The 11993-nt window shown below is 73.2% G+C and carries 10 protein-coding genes; 6 read left to right on the top strand and 4 right to left on the bottom strand.

Annotated elements, in window-relative coordinates; all coding sequences use genetic code 11:
• Positions 1–98: 98 nt before the first annotated feature.
• Complete coding sequence (locus FHX81_RS21550; protein WP_141979867.1) at positions 99–1214, bottom strand: esterase-like activity of phytase family protein; 1116 nt, start codon at positions 1212–1214, stop codon at positions 99–101.
• A 103-nt stretch (positions 1215–1317) separates the two neighbouring features.
• Here FHX81_RS21550 and FHX81_RS21545 point away from each other — a divergent pair, with 103 nt between their 5' ends.
• Positions 1318–1725 carry an SdpI family protein gene (locus tag FHX81_RS21545; RefSeq protein ID WP_141979866.1) on the top strand — a complete coding sequence of 136 codons (408 nt, stop codon included), beginning with the start codon at positions 1318–1320 and terminating at the stop codon, positions 1723–1725.
• 3 nt (positions 1726–1728) lie between these two features.
• Here FHX81_RS21545 and FHX81_RS21540 read toward each other — a convergent pair whose 3' ends face one another.
• Positions 1729–2310: a YqgE/AlgH family protein gene (locus FHX81_RS21540; RefSeq protein WP_141979865.1), complete on the bottom strand. Its 582-nt coding sequence runs from the start codon at positions 2308–2310 to the stop codon at positions 1729–1731.
• 273 nt (positions 2311–2583) lie between these two features.
• On the opposite strand from FHX81_RS21540, the gene FHX81_RS21535 reads away from it, so the two are divergent.
• Positions 2584–3879 (top strand): MFS transporter, encoded by a 1296-nt coding sequence (locus FHX81_RS21535; RefSeq protein ID WP_141979864.1) that lies wholly within the window; start codon positions 2584–2586, stop codon positions 3877–3879.
• Here FHX81_RS21535 and FHX81_RS21530 read toward each other — a convergent pair.
• Positions 3868–4125: a response regulator transcription factor gene (locus FHX81_RS21530; RefSeq protein WP_073897834.1), complete on the bottom strand. Its 258-nt coding sequence runs from the start codon at positions 4123–4125 to the stop codon at positions 3868–3870. The two genes, FHX81_RS21535 and FHX81_RS21530, sit on opposite strands and share 12 nt — an antisense overlap.
• Positions 4126–4222: 97 nt before the next feature.
• Positions 4223–5695 carry a CCA tRNA nucleotidyltransferase gene (locus FHX81_RS21525; RefSeq protein WP_141979863.1) on the bottom strand — a complete coding sequence of 491 codons (1473 nt, stop codon included), beginning with the start codon at positions 5693–5695 and terminating at the stop codon, positions 4223–4225.
• 118 nt (positions 5696–5813) lie between these two features.
• On the opposite strand from FHX81_RS21525, the gene FHX81_RS21520 reads away from it, so the two are divergent.
• Genes FHX81_RS21520 through FHX81_RS21505 form a run of 4 tightly spaced genes read left to right on the top strand, consistent with a single transcriptional unit; the run spans position 5814 to position 11785 of the window.
• Positions 5814–6332, top strand: coding sequence for an NUDIX hydrolase (locus FHX81_RS21520; protein WP_141979862.1), 519 nt, complete (start codon positions 5814–5816; stop codon positions 6330–6332).
• A complete protein-coding gene (locus FHX81_RS21515; RefSeq protein ID WP_141979861.1) occupies positions 6329–8590 on the top strand; it encodes a DUF6049 family protein in 2262 nt (753 codons plus the stop codon). The genes FHX81_RS21520 and FHX81_RS21515 overlap by 4 nt, the downstream gene beginning before the upstream one ends.
• Positions 8591–8604: 14 nt before the next feature.
• Positions 8605–10218, top strand: coding sequence for a murein biosynthesis integral membrane protein MurJ (gene murJ, locus FHX81_RS21510; RefSeq protein ID WP_246107914.1), 1614 nt, complete (start codon positions 8605–8607; stop codon positions 10216–10218).
• Between the two features lie 37 nt (positions 10219–10255).
• Positions 10256–11785, top strand: coding sequence for a protein kinase family protein (locus FHX81_RS21505; protein ID WP_141979860.1), 1530 nt, complete (start codon positions 10256–10258; stop codon positions 11783–11785).
• The last annotated feature ends 208 nt before the right edge of the window (positions 11786–11993 follow it).

Below are 11993 nucleotides of genomic sequence, written 5' to 3'. Positions count from 1 at the left end.
GCCCGGAAGGGCGTGAGGGGTTGCCGCGCGGACCCGGTTGTCGAGGTCTGCGCGGCTAGCTAAGGAGCAGGCGGGCCTTGCTCATGCCGTCAACGGTATCAGCGCAGCGCAAGCGCGATGAACCGGGTGAACTCCTCGGCCGCGAAGTTGTCGTCGCTGACCAGCAGGAGCGTGCGCTCGCCGGACGGCAGGCGCGGGCCCCAGGTGAGCCCCTCGACGTTGTCGATCACGGGCAGCGGGAAGTCGTGCAGGTCGGCGAGCTGCTTCTTGCGGACCGGGCGCACGTCGTCGGCGAGCACGTCCTGGTCGCGCACGTCGGTCGCACCCGCGATGTCGACCTGGAACAAGCGCACCTTGTAGTCCGCGCCGGGCACCCAGCTCCGTTCCAGCGCGTAGTAGCGACCGGGGACCTTCGGGTCGGCCAGGATCGCGGGCACGCCGGTGTCCGGACCCCACGGGCCCGGCTCGGGCTCGGCGAACAGCGGCTCCAGCGGGTAGGCGTGCTGGCGGACCACCGCGCCGTCGCGGGTCTGCACGGTGAGGCGGGTGAGCGCGCCCCGCTCGGCGGTCGGCTCGTCGCCGTCCTGGAGCAGCGGGCCCTCGACCACGCTGGTGACGAGCGCGCCGTCGGCGGAGAACGCGATGGCCTCCAGCGCGAGGTTGCGGCGCGGGCCGCGGTCGGCGGTGTAGGCGTAGTTCGCGGGCAGCGGCAGGGCATCCACGTAGGCGCCGTCGCGGGTGGCCCGCTGGATGGACGGCTGCACCACGACCGGCCCCTCGGTCTTGGGCCGCTCGCCCTCCTGGCTCCACCAGTAGTCGCCGGTGACCGGGTCGACCCGGATCTCCTCCGGGTCGACGGTGCGGCCGTCGTTCGCGGGCGGCGACGAGTAGGTGCCGCCGTCGGGGTGGCGCAGGGCGTGGGCCCCGGTGATGCGGACGTCGTGCACGCCGGAGCCGTCCAGCCGCAGGTCGGCGGTGTAGAAGCGGGCCGGGTTCGTGTACGAGCGGTCGTCGCTGATCAGCACGTACTCGCCGGTGGCGGGATCGCGGTCGACGCCGGACAGGCCGCCGACCGTGGTGCCCTCGAACTGCCACGCGTGCGGCAGCGTGGTCTGGCCCAGGAAGCGCACGGTGGGCGCGGCGGAGGCGGTGGGTGCGGCCGTGACGAGCACGGCGACGACACCCGCCGCGGCCACGCAAGATCGAATCCTCATGGTGGTGAGCCTCCCGAGCCGGCGGGCCCGTCCATAAGGACACCTTCGGGTGAAGTCGGGGCTGGTTCGACCAAGATCGAAGGACCGGCCTACCCTCGGACGCGTGAACATCGTGCTGCCTGTGGTGCTGGGTCTGATCGGTGTCGCTTTCGCGACGATCGGCTTCCTCGGCGTGCGGGGCGGACTGCACCGCAACCGGTTCTTCGGCGTGCGCACCAAGGCCACGCTGCGTGACGACGACGCGTTCGCGCTGGCCAACAAGATCGCCGGCGTGCCGAACGTGGCCGCGGGCGCGATCGCCGTGGTCGCGGCCGTCGCGGCGGCCGTCAACCCGGCGTTGGCGCTGCTCATCGGCCTGATCGGGCTGGTCGGCAGCATCGTGGTCGCGGGCGCGGGCGGCGTGCTGGGCCACCGGGCCGCCGAGGCGATGCCCGAGCCGGCCCCCGCCGGGTGCGGCGGCTGCGCGTGCTCCGGCGCGGGCGGCGGTTGCGGCGTGCTGACGCGCGCCTGAGCTTCAGTTGCGGCGGATGTCCGTCGGGAACGTCGCCAGCAGCGCCGTCGGCATCCCCTGGCGGCGCAGCACCCGACCCCACAGGTCGACGTTCGGCGGCGTGAGCACGTCGTCGGGCAGGCCCTTGACCACGATCCAGTCGCCGCGCGCGATCTCGCCGGCCAACTGGCCCTCGCCCCAGCCCGAGTAGCCCGCGAACACGCGCATGCCGCGCACCTTCGCCACCAGCGCGTCCGGGTCGGCGTCCAGGTCGACCAGCGCCACCGGGCCGTGCACGCCGACCACCCCGTCGAGCGACGCGAGGTCCTCCCCGGTGCGCAGCGCGGCCAGGCACAGCGCCGTCTTCTGCTCCACCGGCCCGCCGATGTAGACGGCCTGCGGTCGGCTCACGTGCGGGCCCCACGCGGGCAGCACGTCGTGGACGGCGACCTCGCTCGGGCGGTTCAGCACCACGCCGAGGCTGCCCTCGTCCCGGTGGTCGATGACGTAGACCACCGTCCGGCGGAAGTTGGAGTCGGTCAGAGTCGGTGCCGCGACCAGCAGGGAACCCGGTTCGACGTCGGCATCAGGGCGCACACCACGCATGATCCCAGACGACGGCCGCGGGCCAGGCGACGCAGCGCACACACCGCACGTCCGCGCAGGCGGAACATCCGGGCTACCGTGTTCGTTGCAGTGAACGTCAGGCGCCATCGAGTCCCCCGGGCCCACTTGAACGCCTACGCGGAATACCGTCCGGCTGGAGCCGCGTAGTGCCACCCGCCGAGAGGCGACCGGGCGCCTGGCGCCAGGGAGGCCGGACCCCACGCGGGTCCGGCCTTCGTGGCTCCCGGCCCGGGAAGGCATAGGCTCACCACCGTGACCACTGCCGGCACCACTGCGGCGAAGCACCACCTCGGGGTCCGGAAACTCCTCGCGCTCGCGGACTTCCGCAGGTTGCTGGCCTCCCGGCTGGCGGCCCAGTGGGGCGACGGCCTCTTCCAGGCGGGTCTCGCGGGCGCGGTGCTGTTCAACCCCGAGCGCCACGCCGACCCGCTCGCCGTCGCGGCCGGGTTCGCCGTGCTGCTGCTGCCGTACTCGGTGGTCGGCCCGTTCGCGGGCGCCCTGCTGGACCGGTGGGACCGCCGTCGGGTGCTGGTGGTGGCGAACCTCACCCGCGCCGTCTTCGTGCTGCTCACCGCGGCGGCCGTCGGGTTCGGCCTGGACGGGGTGCCGCTGTACGCCTCGGCGCTGTTCGTCACGGGGGTGAGCCGGTTCGTCGGCTCGGGCCTGTCCGCGTCCCTGCCGCACGTGGTCGACGGGGACCACCTGGTGGAGGCCAACGCGTTCGTCACCACGCTGGGCGCGTTGACCGCGGTGCTCGGCGCGGGGTGCGCGGTGGTGCTGCGGGCGGTGTTCGGCTCGGGTGACGGCGGCTCGGCGTGGACGACGGCGTTCGCGGTCGTGGGGTCGCTGGGCGCCGCTTTCCTGGCCTCCCGCTTCGCGCGTGGGGCCCTGGGGCCCGACGAGGTGGACGAGCCCAGCGGGACGCTCACCGCGGTCGCCCTGGGTCTGCTGGACGGCGCACGGGCCGCGTGGCGCGCGCCCAGCGTCGCCGCCGCCCTGGTGGCGCTGCTCGCGCACCGGCTGGCGTTCGGCGCGTCGCTGCTGCTGACGTTGCTGCTGATGCGCAACTCGTTCACCGACTACGGGCCGTTCCGGGCGGGCATGGCGGGGCTCGGCGAGGTCGCCGTCGCCGGTGGTGCGGGCATCCTGCTGGCGGGGCTGGTGACCGACCGGGTGGTGGACCTGCTGGGCCGGCGCGGCACGGTCAGCTGCGCGCTGCTGCTGGCCGCCGCCACCCAGCTCGGCCTCGGGCTGCCCATGCTGCTGCCCACCATCCTGGCCGCGTCGTTCGTGCTCACGTTCGCGGGCCAGGTCGTGAAGCTGTGCGTGGACGCGGCCGTGCAGGGCGACATCGGCGACGAGGTCCGCGGCCGGGTGTTCGCCCTGTACGACACGCTGTTCAACGTCACGCAGGTGGCGGCCATCACCGCCGCGGCGGCCGTGGTGCCCTTGGACGGGCGGTCGCCGGGCCTCGTGCTCGCCGCGACGGCCGCCTACCTGCTGGGCCTGCTCGGCTACCTGCTGCTGGTCAAGAGGTCAGCGCGGTAGGGGCAGGCGGATGATCCCCGTCTCGTGGGCGTAGACCACCGCCGCCATCCGGTCCCGCAGGTTCAACGCGCGCAGGATCTCCGACACCACCGCCCCCACCTGGTGCTGGCTCAACGCCAGCACCCGCGCTATCTCGTGGTCCGCGAGCCCCCTGGCCAGGCAGCGGAGCACGGCCCGTTGCCGGTCGGACAGCTCATCCAGCCCTTGCGCCCGGGTGCCCCCCTCGGACAGTCCCCAAGCGTTCATACGACACCACCCCCAGTGCGCGGTTGACGCACACAGTCATGGTCTCGCAACAGGCTGTCACTGGCCAGGCCAAAAGTACGAGATTGGTCACTTGGTGTCAGTCGCCCGGCGGCTGGACACCCTCCGCACGCGCCCACGCCAGCAGCTCGGCGACCGCCTCGTCGTGGTCCAGCGGGCCGCGGTCCAGGCGCAGCTCCTTGAGGAACTTCCACGCCTTGCCGACCATCGGCCCGGGTGGCAGGCCCAGCAGCCGCATGATCTCGTTGCCGTCCAGGTCCGGTCGGACCCGCTTGAGGTCCTCCTCGGCGGCGATCCGCTCGATGCGGCGCTCCAGGTCGTCGTACGTGCGCTGCAGCGCGTTGGCCTTGCGCCGGTTGCGCGTCGTGCAGTCGGCGCGGACCAGCTTGTGCAGGCGGGGGAGCAGGTGACCCGCGTCGGTGACGTACCGGCGGACCGCCGAGTCGGTCCACTCGCCGCTCCCGTAGCCGTGGAAGCGCAGGTGGAGGTACACGAGCTGGGCGACGTCCTCGACGATCTCCTTCGAGTACTTCAACGCGCGCAAACGCTTGCGGACCATCTTCGCCCCGACCACCTCGTGGTGGTGGAACGACACGCCGCCGCCCTCCTCGAACCGCCGGGTGTCCGGCTTGCCGATGTCGTGCAGCAACGCGGCCAGCCGCAGCACCAGGTCCGGCTCGGCGCCGCCGTCCGGGTCCGCCGCCTCCAGGTCGATGGCCTGGTCGAGCACGACCAGCGAGTGGTGGAACACGTCCTTGTGCTGGTGGTGCTCGTCGATCTCCAGCTTCATCGCGGGCAGCTCGGGCAGCACCACGTCGGCCAGCTTCGCCTCGACCATCAGCTCCACGCCCGCGCGCGGGTGCGCGCCGGTGAGCAGCTTGGACAGCTCGACCTGCACGCGCTCGGCGGTGATGCGGGTCAGCTCGCCGGCCATGGCCGCCATCGCCTCCAGCACCCGGGGCGCGACGGCGAAGCCGAGCTGGGAGGTGAACCGGGCCGCGCGCAGCATCCGCAGCGGGTCGTCGGAGAACGACTCCTGCGGGGTCGCCGGGGTGTCCAGGACACCCGCCCGCAGCGCCTCGCGGCCGCCGGTCGGGTCGATGAGCTGCCGGTTCACCACGTCGTAGGCCATCGCGTTGACGGTGAAGTCGCGCCGGACCAGGTCGCCCTCGATGCTGTCGCCGAAGGTCACCTCGGGGTTGCGGGTGACGCCGTCGTAGCTGTCGGCGCGGAACGTGGTGATCTCCACGGTCTGACCGTGCTTGGTCGCGCCGACCGTGCCGAACGCGATGCCGGTGTCCCAGATCGCGTCCGCCCAGCCCTTGAGCAGCGCCATGATCCGCGGCGGCCGGGCGTCGGTGGTGAAGTCGAGGTCGCCGGACAGCCGCCCGATCATGGCGTCCCGCACGCTGCCGCCCACCAGGTACAGGCGGTGACCGGCCGCGGCGAAGCGGGCGGCCAGTTCCTCGGCGACGGGGAGGGCGCTCAGCAGTTCCACCACGGCATTGTCCTGCTCAGGCGGAGTGGCGGCGGAGGCGAGGGGTCCGGACACGAGGAGCCAGCCTACTGGTCCGCGGCCGCCGCTCCGAACGACTTGACCACCTTGTTGATCACCTCCCGCCACCGGGCTGTCACGTCCGGTGAACGCTGGTCGCCACTACCATCAGGGCATGCCCCAGTCGTCCGGTCGCTCCGGCGGTCCCAAGCCGAGGCGCCGGAACCGGCGTCGCGGCCGAAGGCTGAAGACCGTCGACGAGACCTCGGCGGGCGGACTGGTGCTGGACTTCGAGCAGCACGTCGCCGCGATCATCGGGCGGCTGGACCGGCGCGGGCGGTTGCTGTGGTCGCTGCCGAAGGGCCACATCGAGGCGGGCGAGACCGCGGAACAGACCGCGGTGCGCGAGGTCGCCGAGGAGACCGGTATTCATAGCAGGGTCCTGCGCCCGCTCGGCTCGATCGACTACTGGTTCGTCGCCGAGGACCGGCGGGTGCACAAGACCGTCCACCACTTCCTGCTGGAAGCGCTGGGCGGCGAGCTTTCCGACGAAGACGTGGAGGTCACCGAGGTGGCGTGGGTGCCCCTGGGCGAACTGGACGACCGGCTCGCCTACGCGGACGAGCGTCGACTGGTGCGCCGAGCCGCCGAACTGCTCGCCGAGTTCCAGGCGGACGGGGCGGAGTCGGCGTGAAACGGCTGCTGTCCGCTCTGGCGGCGGCGGGGGTCCTCCTCGTGACCACCGCGTCCGCCGCGCCCGCCGCGCCCGTCGACGGGGGGCGCCTGCCCGTCCGGCCCGCGCCCGCGACCCAGGTGTGGGCGACCCGGGCGCTGTCGAGCCAACCGGGCCAGCAGTCGCAGGTGTGGCTGCGCCTGGACGTCGAGGAGATGACCCCCCGGGTGGTCACCGCCGACGGCCCGGACTCGATCACCATCTCCGGCAAGGTCGTCAACGTCGGCGACCGGGCCCTGGAGGACATCGAGCTGCGCCTGGAGCGCGGCCAGCCGCTGACCAGCGAGGAGCAGGTCCGCAAGGCGCTGCGCGAGCCGACCGACGCCGAGGTCGTGCAGCCGAACTTCACCCCGGTCACCGACCGCCTCGAGCAGAACGAGTCCAAGCCGTTCCGGCTCACCGTGCCGTTGCGCGGCACGGACCCGACCTCGCTGCGGATCACCGAGCCCGGCATCTACCCGATCCTGGCCAACATCAACGGCGTCCCCGACTACGGCGGCCGCGCCCGCCTGGCCGCGCTGAGCACCCTGCTGCCGGTGCTCGCGATGCCCGGCGGGCAGGCGCCGACCCCGCCCGCCAACCCCGCGAAGCTCACCCTGCTCTGGCCGCTGGCCGACCGGCCGCGCCTGGTCAACGAGAACCCGCCCGTCCTCGCCGACGACGAGCTGGCCGGCTCGCTGGCCATGGGCGGGCGGCTGTACGGGCTGCTCATGGCCTACGAGTCCGCCTTGACCAGCCCGCTGGGCACCGGCGTGTGCCTGGCCGTCGACCCGGACCTGCTGCGCACGGTCGAGGCGATGAGCCAGGGCTACGAGGTCAGCGGCCAGGGCGCGGGCAAGGGCAAGAGCGCCGCCGGGATGTGGCGCGACCGGTTGCGGCTGCTGGCCGCCGGCCGGTGCGTGATCGCGCTGCCGGACGCGGACGCCGACCTCGTCGCGCTGTCCCGCGCCGAGCTCACCGGACTGCTCGACCTCTCGCTGGCGGGCGCCGAGGTGGTCCGCCGGGTGCTGGGCGTGCAGCCGACGTCGGGGCTGGTCTGGCCCGAGGACGGCGTGCTCGACCAGCCGACGCTGGCGAACCTGACCGCCCGCGGCGTCACGTCCCTGGTGCTCGACCAGTCGGCCGTGGCGGGCACCCCCGGCACCGGTCCGGTGCGGTTCGACGTCGCCGAGGGCAAGCCGGTCACCGCCGTGCGCGTCGACGGCATGGTGTCCGACGCGTTGCAGGGCGCGGCGACGACCCGGCCGGTCGCGGGCGTGACCACGCCCAGCGAGACCCGGCCGGTGTCGGTGCAGAACGCGCTGGCCGCGCTCACGTTCCGGGCCGGGTTCCAGAGCACGGGCCAGCACGTGGTCGTCACGCCGCCGCGCCGGTGGAACGCGCCGACCGGCGAGGTCGACCTGCTGCTGCGCACGGCGAAGTCCCTGGTCGGAGGCGGGTTCGCGACGCCGGTCGCGCTGGAGTCGCTGCTCGCGTCACCGCCGGAGCAGACCGCCGCGCTGAGCTACCCGGTCGACGCGGGCGCCCGCGAGGTGCCGCCGACCGTGACCGCGTCGGTCGCCGAGTCGTGGAGCCGGCTGCACCAGCTCGCGGAGTCGATGAGCCAGCCGGACGCGGAGTCCGCCGAGCCGGCCGACCTGGTCGACCCGCTGCGGTTGGCACTGCTGCGCGCGGTGTCGGGCGCGTGGCGCGGCAACGAGGACGGTGCGCGCGCCGCGCTGGCGGTGGGCCGCACGCAGCTCGACGGGCTGCGGGACCAGGTCACCGTGACCGAGCCGAACAGCCCGATCCTGCTCGGTTCGGGCGACAGCCCGATCCCGCTGTCCATCAAGAACCGGCTCGACGTGCGGGTCACGGTCCGGATCGTGATCGAGGACACACCGGGCATCGTGGCCAAGGACCTCACCGACATCGAGCTGCCCGCGCGTGGCGACCGCCTGGTGCGGGTACCGGTGGAGGTGCAGCGGTCCGGGCGGTTCCCGGTGCACGTCCGCCTGGTCACCACCAGTGGTGTCGAGCTGGGCGAACGGGCCCGGTTGGAGGTGTCGTCCTCCGCGTACGGGACGATCACGGTCGTCATCACCGGCCTGGCGGGCGCCGCGCTGGTGCTGCTGTCCGCCCGGCGCATCTACCGCCGGGTGCGCGCCGCGCGGGCCGCGTCCGCGCAGGTGCCGAACGACGCGAGCGAGGTCACGCCGGAGAGGTCGAGCACGAGTTGAGCGGAACAACCACGGTGACGCAGGAACAGCCGCAGGGCCCGTCGCTGGCGCGCGCCAGCGGCTCGATGGCCGTCGCCACGATCGTCAGCCGCGCCTCCGGGCTGCTGTCCAAGCTGCTGCTGATCGCGATCCTCGGCGTCGACGCCCTGAACGACTCCTACCAGGTCGCCACCACGCTGCCGACGATGATCAACGAGTTGCTGCTCGGCGGCGTGCTGACCAGCGTGGCCATCCCGCTGCTGGTGCGCGCCGAGAAGGAGGACGGCGACCGCGGCGAGTCCTACGCCCAGTGGATGATCACCATGTCGGCGGTGGTCCTCGGCATCGGCACGCTCATCGCGGTCGCGTGCGCGCCGCTGCTGACGGCGCTGTTCATCGACTCGTCCGACGCCGAGCCCGAGCTGGTCACCGCGTTCGCGTACCTGGTGCTGCCGGGCATCGTGTTCTACGGGCTGTCCGCGCTGATCGGCGCGATCCTCAACACCCGGCACGTGTTCGGCCTGCCCACGTGGGCACCGGTGCTGAACAACGTCGTGGTGATCATCACGCTGGGCGTCTACTGGCTGATGCCGGGCGAGATCTCCCTCGACCCGGTGCGGATGGGCGAGCCGAAGCTGCTCGTCCTCGGCCTGGGCACGATGCTGGGCGTGGCCGTGCAGGCGTCCGTGCTGGTCCCCGCGCTGCGCCGGACCGGGTTCCGGTTCCGCTGGCGGTGGGGCTGGGACCGGCGGCTGTCGGAGTTCGGCGGCCTGGCGTTCTGGGTGCTGCTGTACGTGGCGCTCGGCTTCGTCAGCATGGTCGTGCTGACCAAGGTCGCCACGCACGACCGCGGCGCGATCACCGTCTACAACATGCAGTGGCTGATCGCCCAGGTGCCCTACGGCGTGCTCGGCGTGTCGCTGCTGACCGCGCTGATGCCGAAGATGAGCCGCGCGGCGGCGGCGCACGACACCGACGCGCTGGTCGGCGACCTGGCGTTCGGCAACCGGATGTCGTCGATCCTGCTGATGCCGTTCAGCGCGCTGATGACGGTGTCGGGCGTGTCGATCGGCCTGGCGGTGTTCTCGCTCGGCGCGTCCGGCGTCGAGGGCGGCGAGGCGATCGGCACGGCGCTGGCGCTGTCGGCGTTCGGGCTGGTGCCCTACGCCATCACGCTGCTGCAACTGCGGGTGTTCTACGCCTTGAAGGACGCCCGGACGCCGACGATCATCCAGGCGATCATCGTGGTGGTGCGGATCGGCCTGCTGTACGGGTTCCTGGCGTTCTCGCCACCGGACAAGCTGGCGGTCGGCGTGTCGATCGCGATGTCGCTGAGCTTCGTGGTCGGCGCCCTGGTGGGCCAGCTGTGGCTGCGGTTGCGGCTCGGCCGGCTGCGCACCGGTTACACGGCGTGGACGATCTGCCTCACGGTCGTGGCGTCCGCGATCGCGTTCGGCGCGGCGACCGGGCTCGCGTGGGCGGTCGTCGGAGGCCTGGGGATCGAGTCCCCCGTCGCGGGTGCCTGGGTCGAGGTGGCGATCCAGACGATCGTCGGGTTGCCGGGCAGCTTCCTGCTGCTGGCGCTGTTCCGAGTACCCGAGGTGAAGCCGGCCGTCGCCAAGATCAGTCGTTTGGTGGGTCGCCGATGACCCCTGCGACCCGACCCGGTCACGTACCCTCGGCCCCGTGAGCAGCGGTCCGATCCAGAACACCTCGCTGGTGCCCGGCGGGGTGATCGGCGACGGCCGGTACCGGCTGCTGGCGCAGTCGGGTGTGGACCGGCGGTGCGACGCGCACCTGTGGCGAGCCCGGGACGGGCAGCTCAACCGGGACGTCGCGCTGACCGTGCTGGTGGGCGACCCCGCCGACCACGCCGCCGCGGGCCGCGCCAAGCGGACCGCCGAACGCGCGATGCACGCCGCCAGCTTCACCCACCCGGGTGTTTCGCGGGTGATCGACGTGCTGACCCCCGGCGCGGGGATCCGGCTCGACGAGGGCATCCTCGCGGTGATCGTGGCCGAGTGGACCCAGGGCACCGACCTGCTCGACCTGGTGGCCGAGGGCCCGCTGCCGGCGGGCGCGGCGACCCGGCTGCTGGAGCCGCTGGGCGCGGCGATCGAGGGCGCGCACCACGCGGGTCTCGTGCTCGGCGCGGACCACCCGCAGCGCATCCGCGTGACGTCGGACGGCAGGCTGCGGCTCGCGTTCCCGGGGCCCCGGCCGGAGGCCATCGCCCGCGACGACGTCAAGGGCCTGGGCGCGATCCTGTACCTGCTGCTGACCGGGAAGTGGGCGCTGCCCAACGGCCCGGACGGCGTGCCCGTCGCGCCCACGGGACCGGACGGCTCCGTGCTCGCGCCGAGCGCGCTGCACCCGTACGTGCCGCACGAGCTGTCGTCGGTCGCCGTGCGCAGCCTGGAGGACACCAGCGTCGGCGGCATCCGCACCAGCGCGGCGATCCTGCAGGTGCTGGACCAGATCGCCCAGTCGGAGGCGCAGACCGCGCTGATCCAGCCGGTCCAGGACGACCCGGCGGACGACGGCGCGGTGTGGACCACGCAGCGCCCGGTCCGGGACAAGGACCACAAGCGCAAGCTGATGATCAGCGTGGCCGTGCTCGCGGTGGCGACCCTGGCCGTGGTCGTCTGGCTCGGCGTGCAGATCGTGAGCTTCTTCAGCGACGAGCCCTCCCGCGGCGGCGGGCCGACGGTGGTGATCGGCCAGTCGACCACGCCGGGGCAGAGCGGCCAGCCCGCGCCGCCCCCGCCCCAGCCGGCCGGTCCCGTGCAGCCCGCGTCCGTCGGCGTGTACGACGTGACCAACCAGCCCGACAACGCGACCCGGGCCAACCGCGCGGTCGACAACAACCCGACCACGGTGTGGCAGACCGAGAACTACTTCCAGCCGTTCCCGGCGCTCAAGCCCGGCATCGGGCTGATGGCCGGCTTCGCCGAGCCGGTGAAGCTGTCGTCGGTGACGATCACGTCGCCCAGCGAGGGCACGGTGGTGGAGATCCGCGTGGCGGGCGCGCCCAACGCGCCGCTGCCGGAGACGAAGGTCATCGCGACGGCGACGCTGTCGGCGGGGCAGACCCAGATCCAGCTCGGCGACCACGAGCCCACCCAGCACGTGCTGGTGTGGATCACCAAGCTCGGCGGCAGCGGCAAGAACAACCGCTCCGAGGTCGCGGAACTGGTCTACACCCGCGCCCAGTAGCCCTCACGCGCGGCGGGCGTAGCCGCCCAGCGCGGGTCCGAGCAGGGCGAAGACGCGCTCGGCGGACGTCGTCGCGGTGGCCGCGAGTGCGCGCGTCGTCGTGCCCCTCGACGGTCAGCCGCGGCACTTCGCCGAACAGCAGCCGGTGCGCGCCGCCGAGCTGCGTGGCGACGGCTCGGGGCGTGATGTCCACCGGTTCGGCGGCGGT

Source organism: Saccharothrix saharensis (assembly GCF_006716745.1).
Lineage (GTDB): Bacteria > Actinomycetota > Actinomycetes > Mycobacteriales > Pseudonocardiaceae > Actinosynnema > Actinosynnema saharense.
Note: the sequence above shows the minus strand (reverse complement) of the source record. Positions and strands in the feature narration are given on the sequence as shown.

Bases quoted from the DNA above. Each gene is read 5' to 3' on its own strand.
- FHX81_RS21550 (WP_141979867.1), bottom strand. From the start codon at position 1,214: ATGAGGATTCGATCTTGCGTGGCCGCGGCGGGTGTCGTCGCCGTGCTC.
- FHX81_RS21540 (WP_141979865.1), bottom strand. From the start codon at position 2,310: ATGCGTGGTGTGCGCCCTGATGCCGACGTCGAACCGGGTTCCCTGCTG.
- FHX81_RS21530 (WP_073897834.1), bottom strand. From the start codon at position 4,125: ATGAACGCTTGGGGACTGTCCGAGGGGGGCACCCGGGCGCAAGGGCTG.
- FHX81_RS21520 (WP_141979862.1), top strand. From the start codon at position 5,814: ATGCCCCAGTCGTCCGGTCGCTCCGGCGGTCCCAAGCCGAGGCGCCGG.